Source organism: Xenorhabdus griffiniae, from assembly GCF_001028135.1.
Lineage (GTDB): Bacteria > Pseudomonadota > Gammaproteobacteria > Enterobacterales > Enterobacteriaceae > Xenorhabdus > Xenorhabdus bakwenae.
In genome coordinates, this window is record NZ_LDNM01000025.1 from 1 (window position 1) to 23,500 (window position 23,500).

A 23,500-nucleotide genomic window follows, 5' to 3' on the forward strand; every position below is an offset into this window, starting at 1 on the left:
TCTCTCAATTCCAGTGCGGTGCCAAAGGCCAAGTGGTTGGGATGCGTTCATTACATTCTCCTTCGGTTCAAATTGGACTCAGTGTCGGTGAATCCCAGTCTGAAACAAGGAAAAACTCTTTTTGCGGAAATGAAAATTAAACTGACTCGATTCATCCATGGATTCACTTACCGAATCACCTTAATTTTCATCATAAATTCAATAAATTAATGTGATTTGAAAACAGAAAAAGCGCCCCGAAAGGCGCCAAAGTGAAAAGGAAATTTATGCCACCCGGGGCTGTTGATACGCCTGTAACCGCTGAGACCAGTTACCCAGATAATGCGCCGGCGTGTAGCGTGTCCGTTGGCTACCGGGATCATTCAGTACATCACCGATAGTCACCGCGGCCGGAATGCCGGTCAGGGAAAGCTGGATGTAAGCCATCACCGCCGCCAGCGGGTCAATATCTATCGCTGACACCCACAGGCTGCATAACGGATCATGCCCCTGTTCTCTTAATACCTCAGCAACAGCTAAAGTCATACAGCCCGCACCACAGCAAGGCTCATGGAAGGTGACAAAGGGCTGGGTTTTCAATAATTCAGAGACATCCTGTAACTGCATCTCTGCCATCATTCTGGCCACGCTCCAGGGAGTAAAAAACTGATCGAGGGTTTTATCCCCCAATCCCAGCTGCATAAACACACTGCCCAGAAAATCGCCGGGTGCCTGGGCCAGCCCCAGCACCATATGGGAAAACAGCTGCACAATCCGGTCAATATCCTCCCGTTCGTACTTTTTGATGGTTTTCAGGTAATACTGCTCCAGCGCCTCGCTGTAACAGTATTTATTGTGAATGGCGGCCATCGCACAATTGCAAAAATCCTGAAAGACCTGATAACGACGGTGATAACGCGCCGTCTGGTTAAACAGCGCGATAAATGCTTTCTGGTGATCCGGCTGTGATGACATCACGTGTTTTCCTTGTAAAAAATACGGGGAAGACACGTTCCGAAAGGGGGAACCTGTTTTCCCCTTTCGGTTGAAGTGAAGATAAAACAATACATTAATGGTGAGTTAAACGAATGGCTATGGCCCGACCGCGATGGCCGGCACAGGCAGGTTCACCGCCTGCTTCTCCTCGTTGACCAGATAAAGCGCCGGCCGGTTTTCCCGTCCTGACAGCCCGTTGCCGCTGTCCACATGCTCGCCCTGGTCATAGCAATCGTAGCCTTTGAGCTGACCTGACGATGCGCTGTACCCGTGGCGGATTTCACAGTCAAACACCGATGACAGTTCGCCCATCAGCTCAGCCGACGGCGGTGACCACGGGGAATCAAAGCGCACGGTTAAGCAGCTGACATTCCGGCGCTCCCAGCGGACATGGTGACCCAACGGCCATTCAAGGCCGTATTGCCCGTCGTAAAACTGTGCCGTCGTCGCAATGCCTTTCAACAAGCCACTGTTACCGTTAATCTCAGTCGCCAGCCGGGTCGGCATTATCATCAGCATATCGCAGGGCGGCGCCGATTCCGGGTAAACACTCAGCTTATCCCAGCACGCGCCGATATCGGGTGTGTCAGACCAGCCCACCATCCCAAACCAGTCGGTATACTGGCGGGTCAGGAGACGGGCGATACTGTCACGCGCCGGCGCCGGGATGTTTTCCCAGCGCATCAGGCTGAGACCGGACTGGCGGTACAGGTTATCTGTCCGTTTAATGTTGTCGCTGTTTAACGGCACATTATCCTGCAACAGCTTCAGCCACTGGTCAAAAGCCAGGCTCTGCGGTGTCGGTGCCGTTGTACCACGGACTAACGCCGGGTAAGGCGTATAGGTTTGCGGTTTGGCCGGTTTCAGTATTCCCGCACAGCCGGCCAGAAACAGCCGCAGGCTTTGCAGAACGGCCTGACGGTAACGGGGGATTTCTTCACCGCAGACCCATTGTTGCATGACGTCAATACACACCGACTTGCCGGTGATGTCCAGTTGATTGGTGACCCATTCTGCCATGGTCAGGTTCCTCATTGGGATTAATAAGCATAAACCGGAGGAACCGGGCCATCAGGGCACCATTCCCCCGATGGGTGATTAAAAAAAGGGGTTACTCAGACAGTGACCCGTTGTTCTGACTGAGCAGCGTCCCGGTAATACCGCAGTCGAAAAGTACCCTCAGTTCATCATGAATACCCAGATACGGTGTACTGCCCTGGATATCCTGCGCATCCAGCCGGGTTAAATCGTACTTATCCACTAACGCGTTAATGGCTTCAAAGGGCGGGACGCCACTGGCCATCAGCTCAGCCACCGTGTCCGCTTCACACAGGGCCGTATCATCCAGGTTCAGGCCAAAATGCCGCTTCAGCAGTGTGCCGGCAATCACCTGCCAGGCAGTTAAACGTAAAGGTGCCATAGTCATACCTCACGGGTTAAATGCTGACTGTCGTGCCGTGCCGGAGAATCTCCTGCACTTCACGGCATTGTTGATAACGAGGTGAAATCACATGCAACGACAATAACGCGGCTGGCACGGGCTTCCGGGGCATTCTGCCAGCCCTGCTCAAGCACGGCTGACTGACACAACTGCTGCTGTTGCTTTTCCAGTGACAGGCGTTCTGAGGCCCGTGTCACCGGCTGTGCCCAGACAATCTCGTCATAAAACCGGCCGCCGAGCACTTTTTCATCCTGTGCGTCATAAATCATGACGGTCAGCGGGAAAAAAATGCACTTAAACTGGTCAGATAACGTTTCCGGCACCGGCCAGTCGCCCAGCAGGTGGATAACTTTCAGCCGCTGTACCGCTTCGGTGACTGAGACCGCTTCGCACACGGTCAGGGTTTCTTCCCGCAGTGATTGCCTCGCTTGCGGGTGCTGCATCAGGCCGGTGACCTGAACAGTAAACAGTTCTTCATGGGATACCGTACCGGTGTCATCCGGTGCCGGTAAAAAAATCGGGTTCATACGTATTTCCTTGATTTGAGGTCAAATAAAGAAAACACCCGCCCGAGACCGGGAAGGTGTTTTCGGCTCCCTGGTCAGGCGCTTAAGAAAAGAGTTAACAGCGTCATGGGCTGATAACGTCAGTGAGAATGATTATTTTTATTTTCGATTAATGACCGGCTGATAAAGTCCTCGGGGGGCACCAATGCCATGACTGACCCTATCAGCGCGTTTTCCGGGTGTTGCTTCGCATATGCCCGCAATTCGCAAAACCGACAGGCATCCCGCTCATTCAGCGCGGCAATACGGGCAAGCACGATTGACGTCACCGCCAGCCCGAACGCATCCGCCGACAGTGTCACCCTTAACTGCGTGTCCGGCAGGTAAACCGGATAGTTTTTCGCTGATGTCGGCACCATATAGGCCAGCGACTCAGACACCTGCCGGCCTGTCCATTGCTCAGACGGGTCATCCTGGCATAACGTTGAGGCGGTATTGGCAATCAGAAACCCCAGAAACAACCGCTCCAGCGGTTTTTTGCCGGGAAATGCCGCAGACAGCGCGGGACTGTCCAGCATGATAAGTTCACTTTTTTGCATGATGTTCTCCTGTGAATAAAAAAGACGGAGAACACCCTGCCCGACGGGAAGCATGTTCCCCGTCCGGGTGACTGGCGTAATGCCAGAATGGATTAAATAACCTTCATCATCATCAACGATGATATCTGCTTCCAAAGGTGCGCAGATGTACCACACAGTGTGTACTCCCTTGCAGGCTACGGGAGTGTGGGTGTCGCTGCCCGAAGGCGATCCTTACAAGCGACCGGATCATCGATAAGTCTGACCACGCTAATGAACGGAAATCATAAGGTCAATACGTAATTCATTTTCCGAGACAAAAAATAATATCAGAAGCGCGATGATCTTATTCATCCTCAATATTCGGGTAATACACCTGCCGGATATAGCGCCCACGCCCATCACCGTGCCCCAAATCCATCGATACCAGTGCCTGTGCTTCCCGCTCACTGAAACCCTGCGCGGTGTAATATTCACCCGATTGCCGGGCAAAATGATAGCGCATACTGTGCGGGGCTTTCTTGCCGCTCAGACCTGCCCTTCTGACAATATACCGGTAACGATCTATGGCCTGAATAACCGTCGGTTTATCAATCAGTTTTCCACTGCGCCCTGCCTGCTCGCATTCGGCGTAGGCAATCGCCTGTTGCAAGGCTTCCCGATCCAGTATCAGCGTCTGTCTGGGTCGCCCGCCTTTGGTGCCAAACACCACCCGCACAGAGGTCTGCCCGTTTTCCAGCGCTTTTTTCCAGGTGTCCAGGGATTTATAGGCTTCCACCGCTTCTTTGGTACGTAACCCCAGCACATAGGCCAGTTGCATGACCGCCGCCACACGCCGGTCTTTTTGCTCAACCTGCTGGAAAACCGCCTGAAATTCCGCAGGCATTAATGCCGTTTTAGTGCCTGTGCGACTCGTCTTGACAATACCCAGTGCCCGGTTACTCAGGCGGGCGTTATCCGGTGCGGCCAGTTTATGCTTGCCCGCCTGCCTTAAAATCGTCCGCAGGGCTGACATCTCATTTTGCAGGGTTCGGTGACTGATTTTGTTGGCCTTACGCTCAGCAATATAGCGCTCAATGTATTTGGCTTTGAGGCTGTCCATCTGTCGGAGCTTAATCCCGTTATCTTTTAGAAAATTAAGGAACTGTCGGGCAATCCGTTCTCGATCCGCCACCGTCGCAAAACTTCCGCGCCCGTTTCGGGCATGGGTGATAAATTCTTTTCTGAACAACTCAATTTTTGAACGTGCCGATTTCTGCGCCATCTACGCCTCTCTTGTCACTTTCTCTCTGTTTTTATTCGTTTTTTAAACAAGTCCCTGCGTGTCGGTTCAGGTTCACCGTTCCGTGGTGCGTCAGATAATGTGTAGCAGGGGAAAATTGTGTTGAGTTTTTGCAGGAGTTCGCTACGTGCCGGGCACGGCGATGGAGTACTCCCCGTTCAGAGCCTGATTTTAGTCAGGATGAACGCCTCATTAATCATGACGTGGTGTGATTTCTCCTTTTTACTGCATCAGCCTGTTGCCAGGTAGGGGGTTAAAAAACAAACGAATAAAAGGGTTCAGGATCAGAAAATGACTGAAATAACGGGTGACTTTGAGTAATGCGTGGTTCAAATGGGTCGTAAAGCCAGACCGGACATGCTCTGGACGTTGACGCCTGGCGGCGTCACTTGGTCATCGCTGCGCGTTAACGCAAGTGACGCCGCGAAGTTTTCGAGACGTTTATCGTGATAAAGGCAAAACGTGGGTGAATGTCGTACCGGTTAAAACGGTATCGATTAGCGTGAGGCAGGGAATGTTCTGCCCTGTTGTGTCGGTAGCCGGTGGTGAATAACACCGGGAAACTTTCATCATCGAAACGATGGGTTATGTGTCCGATGATATCTGCTTCCAAAAGTGCGCAGATGTACCGCATGGTATGCACTCCCTTTCAGGCTACGGGAGTTTTTGTTCGCCGCTCAACGCTGATCCTTACAGGCAATGGATCATTGGTAACAGTTAAATACTTTATCGATTGGGTTGAGTGGGGTCAAATTTTTGTTTGATGATGAAGTGTGGGGAAAATATCATTATTTTCTTGATAAAAAATGGTATTTCCCTCTGTTTATCACGCAGACAGGCTTGTGAGATGCCCGTAATTAATATAGCTCAATAGTTAAAAATTTGGATCTACTGTGGGCAGTTACCGCAAGCATAAAGTCATTTCCCTTTATATGCTGTATTCTTTCACTGATCGTGACCTGTTCCATGCCGTGAGAGAGATATTAAAAGCTGGATTGTGTTCATTGTCATGTTTCAACCCGGCAAGGCGGCAGACGACAATAAAAGCCATCATACAAGTGTAAGAATTGCCTGTATTTTGCGGGGCATCGGTGAAGTATTGTTTCATATTATGACTTGTTATTTTATTAATGGTTTACAGGAATTTTCCTGAATCAGACAGTTATGGCTAATAAAATTTATTTTCACTGGCTGACCTGATACTACAATGTTAGAACCCGCATTCATGTTATCCAGTCCCTGTGCCACCATATTGTCCTCTATCCGCCATCATTCTAAACTCTCCCATGATGTAATCATGTAGATTATACATACCATTCATAGAATTGTTTTCAAGAGTATTGATAGATTTTTTTAAATCTGGGTAAAATGTTTCTTCATATCCCAATTATTTCAAATAAATAATAACGATTTTTAATAAAGTTATTAATCTATCAATATCTAAAGCAAAAAAGGAGATAACATGAAAAAATTAGTAATTATGCTTACACTGGGAATGGTTAGCTTTGGAGCAATGGCAGTTGATGGGTATAAAGATGCAAAATTTGGCATGATAGAAGAAGAGTTTCTTTCGAAGAAGTTATGTAATTTTGAAAAATTTGAAGAAAGCCCTCGAATAAAAGAAATATCACTTTATTCGTGCTCTGATTTTTCACTTGCTAACAAAAAGCGTGGGGCAATGGCATTTTTTTTAATGGAAAATTTAAGAGATTAGATATTGATATTGGCTCATACGTGAAGCCAGTCAGCAAATTGTTAGAGAAAAAGTACGGAGAACCGTCATCGTACTCATCAAAAGAAGAATATGAGAATGCGCTAAAAAATGATGGAACTATATCTGTAGGTTATGATAATAATACGATATTAGTTGATATACGTATCATATGTGTCAAAGAAGGTAAAGAAGCCAGCCAACTGATTTATACGAGTCCAGATGTTTATACGAACACAGATTTCAAAGAAAAAACCCAGGAATTAAAAGAATCAAAGGAATTTCAGGAATTACTGGATTTAGATCGTAAAAAACTGGAAGAAGATATTTAATTTTTATTTGAGATGATAAGCCAGTCAAACTGAGCGGGCGTCATCATCCAGCTGCGTTCCCCCTGTTTGGGCCAGACAAAATGGGCCCGGTGCAAACGGCGGGTACACAACCAGACCCCATGGCGATCCCAGCGCAACACCTTGAGGCGGGAGCGGGCCTTGTTGCAAAAAACAAACGCCGCTTCTTCCTGTCCGCGCAGGTTTAACCGTTCAATATGCTGGGTCAGGGCATCAATTCCCCGGTGCATATCAACGGGTTCCCGCACCAGAAAAAGCTGTTCGGGCTTCAGCATCGGGTCAGCACCTGAATCACCTCCGGCAATAATGCCAGCGGGCAGGTGATGGCATAGCCGTCGGACGTCTGCAGGGTGACCGTGTGTGTCTGGGCGGGCTGGAGTGAAACGGGTAACAAGGCTGACAAACCCGGGTTGGGGTCTTGAGGGGGTTTTTTACTGCCGGCGATCCCGTCCCGAAAAGAGGAAAAATTCAGCTGATGTTGTTCACAATACTGTTTTCGGGTCAGGCCACTGTGCCGCCATTGGGTCACATGTTGCTGTTTTTGTTCCGGGGTGTATCGGTTACGGCGCATGATTGGGGCTCCAAATGAAAGATAAGAAGCCGTAGCGTGCAGGAGTCGAATGGAAGGAACAAGGTGAGATCACCGGACGCTTACCGGTGAAATGCCTTTTTCTACCAGAGACTGGACCTCTCATTCCCCAGACTGGTTGTTAGTCGATTGTGGTCAACGGCGTTTTTCGCGATAATCGACAGAAAATTCAAAGGAAATCCATTTCTTAACCACTCAAAAAATAAGCTATATCTATCGATTGAATTTATTAAAGAGAGAGTTTTCCGATACAATCATGGAAATTTCATTAGTCAGGGAGTCTATATATTCTTCCCCGTATTGTCCTCTATCCGCCATCATTCTGAACTCTCCCATGATGTAATCATGTAGATTACCCATACCGTTTATGGATTTGTTTTCAAGAATATTGATAGATTTTTTTAAATCTGGACAAAATGTTTCTTCATATCCCAATTGTTTCAAATAAATAACAACGCTTTTTAATAAAGTTATTAATCTATCAATATCGTGTATATCCTTATTTTTTAACATATTACTACCCCTCTGCAAGTACGGACTTTATGCGCAAAGCCATCCAGTTCATTCACTCTCAGGTAGTTTGACTCAACTGCTTTTTTCACTGTAACAATTAATAGCTATCATCATCATAAGGGCTTCTAGAAAGCGTTTCATCAATTTCACTTTTCGCTTTCAATCCCCATGCTGGCTGGAGCTTTCCCATAAGTTCAATGACCATTGGAAAAGCAATACGTCTTCCATCTCTATTTTCAATGCGATGATCCAATTCATATTGGTACGCTACTTCACGGACAAAACTAGACATAATCCAATAAAGCAATTCATCTAATGATGAGGTTACCTTTCTAGAAAACTCAACTCCCCTTTCAGCACAAACATAATTATATTGATCATTATCAAGTGTAATATGAGGCCTACCATCTCCAGGAGATTCTGCAAAAATATGCAGATCTCTATAGTGAATACCTATTTTAGCCCCTAATTCGTTAATTTTTTTTTGTATTTCATCAATTGAATGCAGCATTTTAATTCACCTTTTTAAGATAATCATTGTCTATAAGCCATTGAACATCTACTCTTTCTTCCAAATTTGGTAAAATTTGGATACCACCACCAGGCTGTTCAAAAGCAGGGGCAATTTTTCCTTGTATTACGGGTAAAGGCTTTATCACTTCATATTCATAGTATTTTTCGGCTCTTGCACCAGGTGCTAAAGCTCTTTGTTCATAAGGCGTTCCTTTAGGAGCAAGAAATGAACCATCAGGCTTTCCATACCTGTCCAAACGTGTTCCTACAGGAAGAGTAGTTTTAACAGGATCTTCAGCAAAACCTAAATTCTTAGGCCAATTCCAACTGCCATCTTTATTTCTAAACTTATCGTAATATGAATATCCACCCGCTTCTGCATCTGCGATGATATTACTGGGCAGATTTGTCTGTTTTGGCGTTGAATTTCCATTTGGTACATTTCCCTTATCAGAGAAAGATTTTGTGATCAGGTTATCCTTATCTACCAATACCGTGACCGTTTTCCCTGTCTTCGGTGATGTCAATACCGTGGTTACAGAGCCACCCAGCCCGATTACCGCATAGGTAATTTCTGAATATTCCGGCGGGACACCCAACGCTTCAAGTCCTTTAGCCCCCATTGTTTTCACTGGTTGACCTGACACTAAGGTGTTAGAACCCGCATTCATGTTATCCAGTCCCTGTGTCGCCATCACCGCACCAACCGCACAGCCAATACCTGTACCACAAGACACTGTGCCACCGATAACCTCAACTGCTCCACCTGCGGTTTGTAACAAACCACCTGCACGGGTCGTTAACTGGTATTTACCATCCGCATACACAAGATTGTCTGTCAGCGCATCGGTTTTCCCATACTGGAACATCGGAAACGCATAATGAGCGACTGTACCGTCCGGTTGTGGAACATCAATTGTTAGTGTTTCTTTCGCTAACTGGTCACGCAAGGCAGCATATTCAGGCGAATTACCCTTTTCTTCGAGTTGCTTATTTCTGGCTAATACATTTTAAATAAACAAAGTACAAACCCAGCTAAAGCACCAGCTCCTCCAATTTGCAAATGAACTCTTATATTGTCTTTGATGGAACAAAAAATATCGGCTTTGTCTATAAACCATAAACTAAAAGCCTGTGATATAACACTCAGCAAGAAGACAGCCAAGAAAAAAGAAAATGACAGATAAAACATAATTACTATTGATTTAATTCTATTTTTTTTCATTTTGTTGTTTTCCTTCTTGCATTGCTCCGCCAACAGTAGAGTTGAACCAACCTGATACGGCTGAATCACCAAAGTTACCAACCACTGATGGGACTGAACTTTGTTTCACAGGCTTTGTAATAGTCCAAATACCTATTGGTTCCCATTTATATTGTTTCGATATAGGATTAAGTACTTTCTCCATTGGTACTTTGATAACATTACCAGTCGCATAACCTGCACTGGCACCTGCTTTACTCAATATCGCATTTAAGAAAGGATCATCCCCTTTAATTTCTGCCGTGTAGTAACCACCTACCGCATTCCACGTTACAGTGGGGTTATAACCTTTTCCGGCTGTAATAGCACCAACAATACCTGCACCAATCAAATCAGAAAGTTTTACTTCTTTCGTCGTACCGTACTGAATAGCCGCATTCATACCACTGGTGATCCCTGCCGCAACGAGTTGCTCTTTCCCTTTCGCCCCCTGAATCATCGCCTTTGCACCAAAGACCATTACAGGCCATGAAGTTGGATCTAAAGCGACAGCCGCAACTCTGTCAGAAGTGGTAATATTGTCTTTCAGGAACTGCAAGTCTTTGCCATTCAAATATTGCACTATCTTAATAGCATCCGGGTCTTTCAGTTTCTCCGATAACCGAATTTGTAACGATCCCTCATCAAACGCAACATTCGTATTTGCTTGAATAAGATCTTCATAAGTTACGCAGGTAATACCACCTCCGCTGCATTTTTCCTGCAATTCAGCACTGTTCTTATTACTGATATCCAAATACTTCTGAATGACAGCACCGCAGTCCCCTCCTTTAGCCTTACACTCGGCTAACTCTCTATCAAGGTTGCGGCTGTCATCTTCATACAAATAGTTAGATTCAATTGCGTTTTTGGCACTCTGTGCCCCCACCACGCCGCCTGCCGTAGAGTCAGTGGCCAGCCCTGCGGCAATCCCACCTGCCAGTGTAGACAAGTTGCTGATGATTTCCTTCTCTGCGGGTGATAGCTCGCCCGATGTTTTATCTCCGTAAAGTACACTCATAATAGCAGACGCGGCCAATTCCCCGCTCACCGCGCCCGTTGCCCCGGCAGTCGCTGAGCCGCCCTTCATTTCAGCAATGACGCCACCTAAGATCGCATGCGCCATCAGGTTGGTGGCTTTTTCTGCCGGCGTCAACTCATCATAGTGGTCTTTACCATTATAGGTCAGCGCTTTCACACCATTGGCCAGATACGGCGCTGCGCCGCTGGCAATGGCCGATGGGATATCACCGCCCGCCAGACCCTGCAACGCCCCGATGACTGCCGTCACCGCCTGACGCTGGCTGCTGCCGATATCGGCGCCCTGCGCTCTGATGGCACCGTCATAGGCTATCTTATACGCCCGGTCAGCAACAGATTTCGCATCGATGGCCTGACCTTCAGCCTTCAGTTGTTTTTCCGCATCCTGTTTCAGTTTTTGCTGCGCTTGCGGGTCTTTCAGTTTTTCCGTCGCGGCTTTCGTCGCCTTAATCGCTTCATGCGTATTGTAGATATCCATTACCTGGGTACCGATTTCAGCAATAGCCTGTGCCTGTGCCAGCCGCCGTTGCTCTTTTTCCTTGTCAAAAATCGGACTCAGGCCATTGGCGGCGTTATCGGTATCCCGGCTTAAGTCAGCCACATCCTGTTTCTGCTTATTCGCATCCCGCACCACAATCGTGCCGTCACTGATCGCTGCATGGGTGGTGGAGGACTCGCTGCCACTCTTATTGGTGCCGGCCAGCATATTTGAGGCCATATTGGTGCCCAGCTGGCTGCCCACCGCGCCGCCGGTACTGATACCGACACTCTGGTGTTCGGTTTTGTACTCTGCCTTGTTCTGGATATCACTAAAGCCCAGCGTGCCGGTGTCCAGCCGGTTTTTATCTTTCTCTGCTGTGCTGGCAATCACCGCGCCGTCAAGCTGGGTATGTTCTCCCACCTTGATATCAAACCCGCCTTTGCCGGCAAAGATGCCGGTCTGCTCGTTTACCGAATCAAATGTACTGTGCAGCTTGTCGCGGCTGGCATTGACACTGGCGGAACCACTCATCGAGCCGTAGGTGAAGCTGGCCCCGGCGCTGACGTTTTCCTGCCTGCTGTCGTAATTGTCCTTATCCTGTTCGCTGGCGAGATGCAGGTTGCGGCCCACATCGGCTGTCACGGTCTCCCCGCTGACCTGTGCGCCTTTAAGCCGCGTATCCTGCCCCGATTTCAGGCTGACCTGATGACCGGCATCAACCACGGTTTCGCTATGGGTGATGCCATCGCCGGTTTCATGGCCTTTGCCCTTGTTGACGCTGGCCGAGAATTTAATGCCGTAACCGCCCTGACCAGCCGTCAGCCCCACGCCGACGCTGCCGCCTTTGCTGCTGTTTTCGCCCCGTGTGGTCTGGGTATTTTCAGCTGACTCCAGTACGATATCGCGTTTCGCCGCCATCTCAATATCGTGCCCGGCTTTCAGGCTGCTGCCTTTGACCAGAATATCGCCGCTGTCAGAAACCGTATTGTCTCCGGTGGCTTTAATGCGAATATCCCGCCCGGCACTCAGGCTGCTGCCCTGTGACTGCGTCTGTTCCGTGCGGGTTGCCGATTTCGCCGACTGGCTGCCGTAAGAAAGCTGGATACCAATGGTATCGGTCGGTTTTTGTGCGTCCCCGCCTGCCTGATTGATGGCATCGGCTTTTGCGGCGTCGGCCTGACTGAGCTGCCACGCCTGATAGCCCTGCGCCCCGGACAACGTAGCCTGCGTGCCTTTCAGCGCCTGCAAGCGGCTGTCTTTCGTGTCGTTGGCTTCATTGGCCGTTTTTACGGCGGTGTCAACCGCACTGCCCACCGCCCCGGACAAGGCCAGCGTCAAACCTGACTGCTTCTGCTCAGTTTTGCTCAGTTCGGTATGGCTGTTTTTCGCGGCCGTCATCACCACATCTTTGGCTTCAATATCAATATCCTTACTGGCAATGATATCGCTGCCCTGCACGGTGGCCTGTTCGCCGGCACGCAAGGTGACCTGCCCGTCACTGCTGCCCACGGTGCTGCCTTTTTGCACAGTCGCATCACTGTCATGGGATTGTTTGAACGCCGAACTGCCCATCGTAAAGCCTACGCCTCCGGTGCCCATCAGGCCGGATTTTTTCTCTTCCTGCCGGGTGAACTGATGATGGCTCTCTTCGGCCGTGGTGATGTTCATATTCTGGCCGGCATGGAGTGCCACATCCCGGGTGCCCACCACATTGCTGCCCTGAACGGTGGTATCCTGGCCGGACTGGATGTTTACCGTATCGCCGCTCAGGGTGCTGCTGACCGCCTGGGTGCGGTCATATTGCTCCCGGGTGGTAGTCGTCGTCGAGGAAACCCAGCTGTTGCTGCCTTTTACCTTCCGGTATTCGTCATGGGTTTGCTGCTGCTCACCCGCCACGATAGCCACATCCCGTCCCGCATCCACTTGCAGCGTTCTGCCGGCCGTGATACCGGTTGCCCTGAGACTAATATCACTGCCGGCACGCAGGCTGACCTGCCCGGCACTGTTGATGTCCGTGCCCATTTCGCCTGATTCTGTGTGGGTCAAATAGTTATCCCGGCTCCATTCAAGGTGTTCACCCTGCGCGGTGTTGGCGGTCCCGAACTGAATATCCCGTCCCGCGTCTAACTGGATCTCACTGTGTTGACCCTGTGACATCAGTTGGGCGGCCGACGTATAAATATCCTTGCCTGCCCGCAGGTGCAGTTTGCCATCCGCCCCCTGCACATACACCCGGGCGACATTATCCACGTAAGTGGCACTGAACCGGTTATTGCCGGCCTGCTTTTCACCGCTGTGGGTGGTACTGGCGATATCAATCGTATTCCCCGCTCCTATTGTCAGGGACTGACCGGCGCCAATCGCCCCGCCCCGCTGGATCATATCGGTCCGGGCCTGCAAATCAATCTGGTTGCCTTGCAGCAGACCACCCTGATTGCGGATATTCTCTGCCAGGATGTGGATATCCTGGCCGATAATCCGGCCCTGATTAAGCAGGTCGCCACGCAGTTGCACACTGACCTGGCTGCCACTGAGCAAGGCACCGGTACCATCCAGTGAACCGGCCTGCGTGCGCACATACACCTGGGGAACCCGCACAGTTTGCCGGCGGCCGTCCGGTAAGGTAACGGTGGCATTAACCAGCCAGACCATGTCTTCGGTGAGATGGGCCATCTGTTCCGCATTCAGGGCAATCCCCGGCGCCAGATTAAAGGCGTGCCGGGCACGCACACCGGCATTCATCAGCGCCTTAAATTGTTCCTCATCATTCTGGTATCCCGGCAGATAACGTTTGCCGGTCAGGTTAATCACCTGCTCACGAATAAGGCGCTGTTCATAGAAACCATCCCCCAGCCGCTTGTGCATGTTATTGTGATCCCAGCGCAGCTGCTGCTGCATATAGTCCGTCCCCAGCCATTTTTTCAGCTGGGTAAACTGCGGATCGGTTTCAACCAGCGGCAGGTTGTCGATCGCCGCCACCGCCGGTGTGGGTGGCGTATTGTCGGGCGGCAGGTTCAGTTTAAATAAACTGTTGTCCGGTAACTGATAATTCGGCACTTCCGTGCGGACGATAAGGGGCTTTTCGCCCACATTCGTGATTTTTTCCGCCACACCGGTGGGTTTCTCGCCCACATTCGTGATTTTTTCCGCCACACCAATGGGTTTCTCGCCCACATTGGTGATCCTTTCCGCCCCGCCAAGGGATTTCTCGCCCACATTGGTGATCCTTTCCGCCCCGTCAAGGGGGTTCTCGCCCACATTCGTGATCCTTTCATCCCATCCGGTGTTTTTTTCACCGGCACGGGTCAGCTTTTCACCCACCGTGAAGGTTTTACCCGGTTCAGTCAGCTTTTCCCCCGCGATAACCGGCGTCTCTGCGGTGCCACCGGTCATTGTCGGCCTTTGGCCCGTCACTATCGCGGGCGGGATAATCACTTCCAGCCGCTGTCCCGGCCGTAAGGCGACTTCACTCGACGGGGTTGCCGCTTCCGTCAGACCGGCATTAATTTGCCCGCCCTGGACGGGCGTTATCTGTGTCACGGTGCCCTGATAATCCACCGGGCGCTGGCCATCCAGCGTGACCGTACCCTGTGATGCCCGGATCGTCCCGGGGGTCAGGGTGATAGTCTGGATTTGCTCTGGGGGTTCATAGCGCGATGACCCCCAGCCTTGCCGGTCACGCCCTTTTTTCTTGATACGCCAAAAATTTTCCACCTGGCCTTTATCGGTGATATAACGCTCACCCGGCATATCCAGGTTATTGATCTCCCCGCCCGTGACCGTCAGCAATCCCCCGGCCACCACCTGGCCCTTGTCGTTTGTCAGCGTCGTGGTATCGATGACCAGGTTTTTCCCGGCCAGTATCTTCGCCGGATCGGTTTCTTTCACCCGGGTTTCTTCTGTCGTGCGGGTGTACCGGTAAATCTGGAAGTTATCCCGGCATCCCAGGTCATCCACACAGACGTGATCCACTTCATCATTATCCATCGTGATACGGTGGTTTTTCGCATCATAACGTTTCCCCCAGACCTGATATTCCTCCATGGGCGTCTGCGAAATGCGCTCAAGTTGGGTCTCAAAATGGTCATTGACGTTATTGATGGTGTCGGCCGCCAGCCGCATCTCCCCCATCGCTTCCATATAGGCGCTGTGATTATTGATAACCTGGCCTTTTCCGCTGGCCCGGTACTGGTCATCCAGCTTGCCGCCAAAGGCAAAATCACCGTCACTGTAAATCAGGCTGTGGCTTTGGTTATTCAGTTCACCCACACCCAGATCAAGACGTTGGCGGGCCGCAATCACCGCCGATTGACCCTGGGCCATGATGTCGTTGTAATGGCCCGATTTTGCCGCAAACCACTTATCCAGTCCTGCCTTTGTCCCGGTATCCACCCAGTTATTCAGCGTCCCCGCTTCAATGGCAATATGATCACCGTAAATCCGCCCGCTGCCCTGGTTGGTCAGTTCGGCGGCACGCAGGTAAGTTTGGCCCCCATCCAACAACCCGGTGTTGACAAGGGCATTTTTGACGATCCATTGATGGTGATCTGCCAGAATTTTCCCGGTGGCCTCGTTGGTCAGGTTATCCGCCTCCCCCGCCAGGGTGCCGGCACTGATCAGGCCGTTATTGATGATATTTCCCTGACTGCTCAGCCGTAAACGCCCATTGGTCATGATTTCACCGGTATGAATAAAATCTTTCAGCAGGGTCAGCTGGATATCGCCCAGTGAACGCAGTTTGCCGTCACCGGTGGCCGAGTCGGCATCCACGGTCAACGCCTTCCCGGCTTTGATCTCACCGTCCGTATTAGTCACTGCCAGCTGGCTGCCCTGCACGGTCAGTTGCTGGTTGGCCTGTAACTGTCCCTGTGTGTTATCGAGCGCCGACGCCAGTTTCAGCGTGGCATTTTCGGTGCCGAACAGTTGCCCTTTGGCATTGTGCAGTGTGTCTGCCGTGATAAGGACATTTTTACCCTCAATCCCTTTATCCTGCTGTTGCGTGTCCTGATTGTGGATGGCCTGCGCACGCAGTTCGGCATCACCGCCACTGCGGATTAAACCGGCGGTATTATCTATGTGGTGACTGACGCGAGCGGTCAAATCGCCCAGCGCCAGTATCTGTCCCCGGGTATTGAGCAGCTCACCCGTCTCAATACGCAGCCCGGCCTCGCTCAGGATCTTACCCTGTTGACGGTTATCCAGTTGTCTGGCGGTGAGCGTGGCCGATTTGCCGTGCAAGGTGCCGCGCTGGTTTTTCAGATCTCCGCTCTTCACCTCCAGGGCGCCCTGACTGTCAATCACGCCCCCGGTGTTATCGAGGGTCTGCCCCTGCGTATCAATGAACAAACCCTGGTGGGTTTGAATGCGACCCGACTGATTATTTATCTGTTGGCCTGTCAGAGAAAGCCGGGTCTGTGCCGCCAGCATTCCCTGTCGGTTATGGATATTACCCGCCGTGATATCCAGGCGGCCTAATGAGGCCACTACCCCGCTTTCGTTATCCAGCGTTCCGGTATTCAGGATCATGGCCTGCTTGCTGGTGATCCCGTGATGATCACCACTGTTGCGGTTAATTAAGGATTTTGCGTTGAGGGTCAGTTTGCCGCCACTTTGTAGCAAACCCTGATCATTATTCAGTTCATCCACACGCAGTTGGGTGTCTTTCCCGCCCAGGAGCTGACCGTGCCGGTTGAGGAGCGTGTTTCCGCTCACATTCAGTCCGTCATGGCTTTCAATATGGCCGGACTGGTTATTCAGATCCGCGACCGTCAGGCGCAAAGCTCCCTGACTGAACACCCCGCCGTGCTGACCACTGTCCCGGTTATCCAGCTGCTGGCCGTGGGTATCGATGGTCAGGTTCTGGCCACTGCGTATCGACCCGTAGCGGTTCAGCAATTCACCGGTTCGCAACGTCATATGCCGTTCTGCGGCGATAGAACCCGCAGTATTATTCAGTTGCTGTTGGTGCGTATCGATATCCGCCGTACCCGCACTGATTTGGCCTTTTTCGTTATTAATCGCCTGAGCCGTCAGTTTCAGGTTATGCTGACCGGCAATTTTACCCCCGGTATTGGTGAGCTGCCCGGAGGTCAGGGTGATATCCCCGTTCGACGCCGCCATCTTCCCCTGCCGGTTATCGATTTCGTCAGCCACCACGGTCATCCCGGCGGAGGCGACTAACTGGCCCTGTTGGTTATTCAGCCGTTTTTTTACCGTGACCTGAAGCTGGCCGTCTTCGGCCGCAATGAGTTGGCCCGACCGGTTATTCAGTGCCGCGGCATTGACCTTCACCGTGCCATTGGCCGACATCGTTCCGCTGCCATTATCCAGTTCCTGCTGAACATCCAGCGTCATGACACCGGTGCCCCGTTGGGTCATCGTCCCTGAACGGTGATCCAGTGACTGAATATGGGCCGTGATGTGTTGTGCCGACGTCACGCTGTTCACCAGATGGTAATCCCCCCCAGCCAGTTTCAGTGTACCGTCAGAAATCAGGCGGCCGGCGTTGCCCTGAAAGTGGCCCGTGTCAAGGGTCATCACGCCGGTTCCGGCATGGATCAGCTTGCCGTTATCATTCGTCATGCGCTGCGCTTTCAACGTCAAATCCTGCCCGCGGGATTCAATGATCCCGGCCGTATTGTCAATCCCGCCCTGATGATCCAGGATGAGCGACTGCGGCCCGGTCTGGGTGATCTTACCCTGCTGGTTGTTCAGTTTCTGGCTGCGGAGGGTCAGCGTTTCCGCCTGCAACCGGCCACGCGTGTTATCAATCAGTTCCGGTGCCGATAACGTAAGATGTTGACGGGCACTGACGTGGGCATCCTGTAAATGTAACTGCGTGTCAGACGTCAGGGTCAGATCACCGGCCTCCGTTTGACTGCCCGCCAGTGAGAGATCTTTGGCGTTCACCGATAACCGGTCATGGGCCAGATTCTGCCCGTGCAGCCGGGCGTCCCCGGTGGTTTTTAGGGTCAGGTTACCATGCTGGCTCAGCCTGAGCGCGTTATCCATACCGGCCGCCAGGGTACTGCCCTGATGGCTGTACAATGACGTGCTCTGGCTTTCAAGGTGGCGCCCGGCCAGTATCCGCCCCTGATTGTCGAGGTGCCCGCGGGTGGTGATGGTCATGTCCTGCCCGGCGGTAATATCGCCCTCATTCAGCAGGTTGCCCTGATCAGGCAGCGTCACATCACCGAATGCCCTTATCACGCCGCGGTTGGTCAGTTCACCCGGGCTATGGATCGTCAGGTCTCCCGGTTGGGACAAACGGCCTGCCTGATTATCGACCCCTGCGGCCAGCACCCCTTTTTCCTGATTGGATAAGGCAGCACTGTGGATAGTAAGGTGACGGCCTGCCAACATTTTGCCCGGGTTAGTCAGATGTCCGGGCGTTGTCAGCCGGATATCGTGGCCACTACTCATCTCCCCCGCATTTTCCAGCGCCGCCGGATTGTTGATAACAATATCGTCCGAGGCCGCCATGACCCCCTGATTGGTCAATTGACCACGACTGTCGAGGGTCAGATTACCCGGCTGAGTCGGTTTGCCATGAGGGTCAGTGCCTGCCGCCAGTTCCCCTTTTTTCTGGTTTTCTAATGCCGCACTGTGGATATCAAGGTGATGACCGGCCAACACCCTGCCCTGATTGATCAGATTGCCCGGGGTATTGAGCCTGATATCACGACCCGAACTTATCTCTCCCTGATTTTTCAACTCAGCCTGATTCTGGATATCGATATCATCCGATGCCATCATCACGCCCTGATGGGTCAGTTGACCGCGACTGTTGATGATAAGATTGCCCGGCCGGGTCAGTTTGCCCTGACCATCCGTACCCGCCGCCAGCACCCCGTTCTGATGACTGACGAATGCGGCACTGTGGATATTAAGGTGACGGCCTGCCCGTACTTTTCCGGCATTATCGAAAGCATCACGGGCTTTGAGCGTGATATCGCCACCCGAAGTGATATCGCCTGAGTGATTAAACGCGCCTTCATTCTCAATATGGACAGACTCGGAAGCCGTGATAGTGCCCTGGTTGCCCAGTTTGCCCTGACTCTGGATCTTCAACGTCCCCGACGGCTTTTTATCACTCCCCGCAGCCAGCTTACCCGCTTTCTGGTTGTCTACATCGGCACTGTGGATATCAAGGAGATGACCGGCCAGCACCTTGCCCTGATTGGTCAGATTACCCGGGGTGGTGATCCTGATATCATGGTCAGCGCTTATCTCCCCCTGATTCTCCAGCGCGGCCTGATTATCAAGGGTGATATCATCCGACGCCGTTATCACCCCCTGATTGACCAGTTGACCGCGACTGTCGATGATAAGATTGCCCGGCCGGGTCAGGTTACCCTGCGCATCCGTGCCGGCCGCCAGCATCCCCTTCTGATGACTGACGAATGAGGCACTGTGGAGAGTAAGGTGACGGCCGGCCAGTACTTTTCCGGCATTATCGAAAGCATCACGGGCTTTGAGCGTAATATCGCCTGAGTGATTAAACGCACCTTCATGCTCAATATGGACAGACTCGGAAGCGGTGGTGATAATGCCCTGGTTGTCCAGTTTGCCCTGACTCTGGATCTTCAACGTCCCCGGCTGCTTTTTATCTATACCCGCGGCCAGCTTACCCGTTTTTTGGTTGTTTACATCGGCACTGTGGATATCCAGGAGATGACCGGCCAGCACCTTGCCCTGATTGGTCAGATTACCCGGGGTGGTGATCTTAATATCACGATCAGCACTTATCTCCCCCTGGTTCTCCAGCGCGGCCTGATTATCAATAGTGATATCATCCGACGCCGTCATCACCCCCTGATTGACCAGCGTGCCGCGACTGTTGATGATAAGATTGCCCGGCCGGGTCAGGTTGCCCTGATCATCCGCCCCCGCCGCCAGCATCCCCTTCTGATGGCTGACGAATGCAGCACTGTGAATAGTAAGATGATGTCCGGCCAGGACTTTTCCGGCATTATCGAAAGCATCACGGGCTTTGAGCGTGATATCGCCACCGGCGGTCATATCGCCTGAGTGATTAAACGCGCCTTCATGCTCAATATAGAGCGTATCGGAAGCCGTGATAATGCCGTGGTTGTCCAGTTTGCCCTGACTCTGGATCTTCAGGTTGCCCGGCTGCGTCTTATCCCTCCCCGCCGCCAGCTTACCCCCTTTCTGGTTGTCTACATCGGCACTGTGGATATCCAGGAGATGACCCGCCAGCACCTTGCCCTGATTGGTCAGATTGCCCGGGGTGGTGATCCTGATATCATGGTCAGCACTTATCTCCCCCCGGTTCTCCAGCGCAGCCTGATTATCGAGGGTGATATCATCCGACGCCGTCATCACCCCCTGATTGACCAGCCTGCCGCGACTGTTGATGATGAGATTGCCCGGCCGGGTCAGCTTGCCCTGAGCATCCGTACCGGCCGCCAGCACCCCGTTCTGATGGCTGACTAATGAAGCACTGTGGATATCCAGATGGCGGCCAGCCCGCATTTTCCCCTGATTATCGAGGTGATCCCGCACTTTTAGCGTGATATCGCCACCGGCGGTGATATCCCCTGAGTGGCTGAAAGCCCCTTCATGCTGAATATGAAGGGTATCGGACGCACTGATAATACCGTGGTTATCCAGTTTACCCTGACTCTGGATCTTCAGCTTGCCCGGCTGCGTTTTATTTATCCCCGCCGCCAGTACGCCGTGCTGGCCACTTTCTAAAGAGGCACTGTGGATATCGAGGTTGTGGCCGGCCAATACCTTACCCTGATTGGTCAACTTTCCGGGCGTGGTGATCCTGATATTGTGGTCAGCGTTTATCTCGCCCTGATTATCCAGCGTCGCCGGCTCTTCGATAACAATATCTTCCGTGGCGGTCATCATCCCCTGATTCACCAGCTGACCCCGGCTGTTGAGCGTCAGTTTGCCCGGTTGCGCTTTATTCGTTCCCGCAGACAGTAACCCGTTTTGACCGCTCTCTAAAGAGGCACTCTGGATAGCGAGATGGTGACCGGCCAACATTTTACCCTGGTTGACCAACGCGCCCGGGGTGTTTATCGTCATCGCTTTCCCGGCGCTGATATCTCCGGCGTTAGTTAACGCCGCTTTATTCTGAATGTTGATAGTGTCTGACGCGGTCACAATCCCGTGATTATCCAGTTTCCCCCTGATATCCAGCGTCAGGTTACCCGGCTGAGTTAATTTGCCGTCTTTGTCCGCGCCGGCGGCCAGTACAGGGGGTTGCTGGCGATCAGCCGGCCGTTGCACATTTTGATGGCTTGCCAGCGAAGCACTGTGGATATCAAGGTGACGACCGGCCAACATCCGGCCCTGGTTATCCAGGTGATCACGGGTGTTGACGGTAATATCCTGAACCGCCGTGATATCGCCCTGATTGATGAAATTCCCTTGATTCTTAATCTTCACCGCAAGAGAGGCGTCTATTGTCCCGCCGTTGGCAAGGTGACCACCACTGTTGAGTTTCAGGCTGCCCGGTTTATTGTTGCCTGCCGATAGCCGCCCCTGATTCGTTAAATCGCCCTGATTATCGACAGTCAGGTTATCCGATGCCGCTATCGTGCCTGTATTGGTGAGGAGACCGCTGCTCTCAATGGTCAGGGTGCCGGATTGTGTCCACTTGCCTTCTTTATCGACACCCGCCGTGATATCTCCCTGATTCTCCAGCGCACCCGAATTATCGATAGTCACATCAGCAGACGCCGTTATGACACCGCTGTTCGTCAGTTTGCCCTGGCTATCCAGCGTCAGATTGCCGGCCTGCGCCCCTAACTGCCCGGCATTGCGTACCCCGACGCCCTGTTCGGTGCCGACCAGCTTGATTTTGTTGGCATACATGCCACCGACCGCCGCCACATCCAGACTGAATGCCGGTTTATTCTTCTGGCTCTCTGACAGAATTTCAGTCACATTACCCTGGACATCCACCCGGTTGCGCCCGGTCGTCACGGTTAAATGGCTGGCGTGGAGTCTGGCATTAATATTGACGGCGCGGCCAATCAGACGGGTATAATCACTGCCGGTATCATTCAGCCCTTTACCTTCCACGCTGATGAGTCCCTGATGCGCCTCGTCCACTTCAAACCCTTTCAGGCGCCCGCCTTCCAGCAGGGTTTTCCCCGCCGCCAGCGTGGTCTGGCTGGCATTGATAAAACCACAACCCTGACAGGTGATGCCTGCCGGGTTAGCAATAATGACGTCCGCCCGTTGACCGGCGACTTCAATAAAACCATTCAGTTGGCTGGGGTTGCGGCTGTTCACTTCATTGAGGATGATTTTCGCTTCGCCCCGGGCTAACCACGGGTTCGCGGTGATAAGACCACCCAGTTCAGTTTGGGTGTTGACGCTGCTGTTATTGAGGATGGCTCCCCGCTGTGCCACATCAAACTGGCTGTACTGGTTGCGGGAAACCCCGTCACCATTCGGCGTCTGGATATTGATTTGGGGCAGGCCGTTGGCCGTGGAAATCACGGAGGGCTGCTGCGTACCGGGCGCATTGTTGTCCGCCACAATGCTGGCCTGTGCCCCCAGGCTGACCAGTCCCAGCGCCAGTGAGACCCCGAACACCAAGGGGGTTAAGGCCACACGGGCTGACGACAATGAAGGCACCGATATTCTGTCCCGTGCCTGTCCGGCCGTGTGGCTGCTGACTAACTCAGACACCACCATCAGCATCTGACGGGTTTTATTAAAAATCACACGGTAGCAATGTTTATTCATCGCGCAGTCCCTCTTTCAGGTAAGTCTACGGTCAGGGGATAGTCATCCCACCATGTGGCGGCCTGTTCACGGCTGACGCCGGTCCCTCGAAAACGGATCACCTGCGCCCCACGTGTTGAACCTTTGTGATAAAGCGCCCGGACACACTGATAAGGAAAAATGTCATGTCTGATGAAATCCGCCATGACACGGTTGTGCCCAAACGGCGCTATCCAGTCCACAATCCAGAGCCGTGCGCCCCGGTTCGATGCCAGGCGGCGATTATCCCCGTCATCCGTCGTCAGGTAATGGCGTTCGGTCTCTTCATCAAACCGTGACCAGCTCAGGTAAAACACCGGCTGGCCCTGCTGACTGACCAGCACATACTGCTGGGCTTTAATAAACGGCAGAAGCAGGGTGGCAAGCGAACTTATCGGCGCATCCCGGTGCAAAGGCGAGTGCATCCACAGCCAGGTTGCAGCCCCCAGCATCTCTGTATCATTGTCGTGCCCGCCCAGGATCAGGGGGGCACGCACGTCATAATCACCGATTAACATTTTTGTCC

General features: G+C 52.1%; 17 protein-coding genes. 2 read left to right on the forward strand and 15 right to left on the reverse strand.

Annotated elements, in window-relative coordinates:
* Positions 1–264: 264 nt before the first annotated feature.
* From AAY47_RS07110 to AAY47_RS21660, 7 genes are all read right to left on the reverse strand, one after another.
* A complete protein-coding gene (locus AAY47_RS07110; RefSeq protein ID WP_047768296.1) occupies positions 265–954 on the reverse strand; it encodes an N-6 DNA methylase in 690 nt (229 codons plus the stop codon).
* Between the two features lie 117 nt (positions 955–1,071).
* Positions 1,072–1,995 (reverse strand): DUF1281 domain-containing protein, encoded by a 924-nt coding sequence (locus AAY47_RS07115; protein WP_047768298.1) that lies wholly within the window; start codon positions 1,993–1,995, stop codon positions 1,072–1,074.
* A 91-nt stretch (positions 1,996–2,086) separates the two neighbouring features.
* A complete protein-coding gene (locus tag AAY47_RS07120; RefSeq protein WP_047768300.1) occupies positions 2,087–2,395 on the reverse strand; it encodes a TA system toxin CbtA family protein in 309 nt (102 codons plus the stop codon).
* Positions 2,396–2,454: 59 nt separating this feature from the next.
* Complete coding sequence (locus tag AAY47_RS07125) at positions 2,455–2,943, reverse strand: hypothetical protein (protein ID WP_235428308.1); 489 nt, start codon at positions 2,941–2,943, stop codon at positions 2,455–2,457.
* A gap of 119 nt (positions 2,944–3,062) precedes the next feature.
* On the reverse strand, positions 3,063–3,677 hold the full coding sequence (locus AAY47_RS07130; protein ID WP_235428309.1) for an antirestriction protein: 615 nt from the start codon (positions 3,675–3,677) through the stop codon (positions 3,063–3,065).
* A 169-nt stretch (positions 3,678–3,846) separates the two neighbouring features.
* Positions 3,847–4,764: an integrase domain-containing protein gene (locus tag AAY47_RS07135; protein ID WP_047768302.1), complete on the reverse strand. Its 918-nt coding sequence runs from the start codon at positions 4,762–4,764 to the stop codon at positions 3,847–3,849.
* 424 nt (positions 4,765–5,188) lie between these two features.
* On the reverse strand, positions 5,189–5,416 hold the full coding sequence (locus AAY47_RS21660) for a hypothetical protein (protein WP_152669782.1): 228 nt from the start codon (positions 5,414–5,416) through the stop codon (positions 5,189–5,191).
* 828 nt (positions 5,417–6,244) lie between these two features.
* Here AAY47_RS21660 and AAY47_RS07140 point away from each other — a divergent pair.
* Together AAY47_RS07140 and AAY47_RS07145 are read left to right on the forward strand one after the other, a co-directional pair.
* Positions 6,245–6,496, forward strand: coding sequence for a hypothetical protein (locus tag AAY47_RS07140; protein WP_047768304.1), 252 nt, complete (start codon positions 6,245–6,247; stop codon positions 6,494–6,496).
* Between the two features lie 20 nt (positions 6,497–6,516).
* Complete coding sequence (locus AAY47_RS07145; protein ID WP_047768305.1) at positions 6,517–6,825, forward strand: hypothetical protein; 309 nt, start codon at positions 6,517–6,519, stop codon at positions 6,823–6,825.
* Here the strand turns inward: AAY47_RS07145 and tnpB are convergent.
* The 8 genes from tnpB to AAY47_RS07185 all read right to left on the reverse strand — a co-directional run bounded on the left by tnpB (position 6,822) and on the right by AAY47_RS07185 (position 23,492).
* Positions 6,822–7,118 carry an IS66 family insertion sequence element accessory protein TnpB gene (gene tnpB, locus AAY47_RS07150; RefSeq protein ID WP_047768307.1) on the reverse strand — a complete coding sequence of 99 codons (297 nt, stop codon included), beginning with the start codon at positions 7,116–7,118 and terminating at the stop codon, positions 6,822–6,824. The two genes, AAY47_RS07145 and tnpB, sit on opposite strands and share 4 nt — an antisense overlap.
* Positions 7,112–7,414: an IS66 family insertion sequence element accessory protein TnpA gene (gene tnpA / locus AAY47_RS07155; protein ID WP_047768309.1), complete on the reverse strand. Its 303-nt coding sequence runs from the start codon at positions 7,412–7,414 to the stop codon at positions 7,112–7,114. The genes tnpB and tnpA overlap by 7 nt, the downstream gene beginning before the upstream one ends.
* A gap of 231 nt (positions 7,415–7,645) precedes the next feature.
* Positions 7,646–7,945: a hypothetical protein gene (locus tag AAY47_RS07160; protein ID WP_047768311.1), complete on the reverse strand. Its 300-nt coding sequence runs from the start codon at positions 7,943–7,945 to the stop codon at positions 7,646–7,648.
* Between the two features lie 97 nt (positions 7,946–8,042).
* Positions 8,043–8,456 (reverse strand): Imm63 family immunity protein, encoded by a 414-nt coding sequence (locus AAY47_RS07165; protein WP_047768314.1) that lies wholly within the window; start codon positions 8,454–8,456, stop codon positions 8,043–8,045.
* A 1-nt stretch (position 8,457) separates the two neighbouring features.
* The gene (locus AAY47_RS19935; protein WP_053014221.1) at positions 8,458–9,408 is read right to left on the reverse strand and encodes a TNT domain-containing protein; all 951 of its coding nucleotides are present in this window, start codon (positions 9,406–9,408) and stop codon (positions 8,458–8,460) included.
* 50 nt (positions 9,409–9,458) lie between these two features.
* Complete coding sequence (locus tag AAY47_RS07175; protein WP_047768316.1) at positions 9,459–9,683, reverse strand: hypothetical protein; 225 nt, start codon at positions 9,681–9,683, stop codon at positions 9,459–9,461.
* A complete protein-coding gene (locus tag AAY47_RS21665) occupies positions 9,670–22,956 on the reverse strand; it encodes a hemagglutinin repeat-containing protein (protein WP_053014222.1) in 13,287 nt (4,428 codons plus the stop codon). The genes AAY47_RS07175 and AAY47_RS21665 overlap by 14 nt, the downstream gene beginning before the upstream one ends.
* Entirely contained in the window at positions 22,953–23,492 is a 540-nt protein-coding gene (locus AAY47_RS07185; protein ID WP_047768317.1) for a toxin-activating lysine-acyltransferase, read from the reverse strand. The genes AAY47_RS21665 and AAY47_RS07185 overlap by 4 nt, the downstream gene beginning before the upstream one ends.
* Between the last annotated feature and the right edge of the window lie 8 nt (positions 23,493–23,500).

Coding starts and splice junctions, on each gene's coding strand:
- AAY47_RS07110 (WP_047768296.1), bottom strand. CDS start 954: ATGTCATCACAGCCGGATCACCAGAAAGCATTTATCGCGCTGTTTAAC.
- AAY47_RS07115 (WP_047768298.1), bottom strand. CDS start 1,995: ATGGCAGAATGGGTCACCAATCAACTGGACATCACCGGCAAGTCGGTG.
- AAY47_RS07120 (WP_047768300.1), bottom strand. CDS start 2,395: ATGGCACCTTTACGTTTAACTGCCTGGCAGGTGATTGCCGGCACACTG.
- AAY47_RS07125 (WP_235428308.1), bottom strand. CDS start 2,943: ATGAACCCGATTTTTTTACCGGCACCGGATGACACCGGTACGGTATCC.
- AAY47_RS07135 (WP_047768302.1), bottom strand. CDS start 4,764: ATGGCGCAGAAATCGGCACGTTCAAAAATTGAGTTGTTCAGAAAAGAA.
- AAY47_RS21660 (WP_152669782.1), bottom strand. CDS start 5,416: ATGCGGTACATCTGCGCACTTTTGGAAGCAGATATCATCGGACACATA.
- AAY47_RS07140 (WP_047768304.1), top strand. CDS start 6,245: ATGAAAAAATTAGTAATTATGCTTACACTGGGAATGGTTAGCTTTGGA.
- tnpB (WP_047768307.1), bottom strand. CDS start 7,118: ATGCTGAAGCCCGAACAGCTTTTTCTGGTGCGGGAACCCGTTGATATG.
- tnpA (WP_047768309.1), bottom strand. CDS start 7,414: ATGCGCCGTAACCGATACACCCCGGAACAAAAACAGCAACATGTGACC.
- AAY47_RS07160 (WP_047768311.1), bottom strand. CDS start 7,945: ATGTTAAAAAATAAGGATATACACGATATTGATAGATTAATAACTTTA.
- AAY47_RS07165 (WP_047768314.1), bottom strand. CDS start 8,456: ATGCTGCATTCAATTGATGAAATACAAAAAAAAATTAACGAATTAGGG.
- AAY47_RS07175 (WP_047768316.1), bottom strand. CDS start 9,683: ATGAAAAAAAATAGAATTAAATCAATAGTAATTATGTTTTATCTGTCA.
- AAY47_RS21665 (WP_053014222.1), bottom strand. CDS start 22,956: ATGAATAAACATTGCTACCGTGTGATTTTTAATAAAACCCGTCAGATG.
- AAY47_RS07185 (WP_047768317.1), bottom strand. CDS start 23,492: ATGTTAATCGGTGATTATGACGTGCGTGCCCCCCTGATCCTGGGCGGG.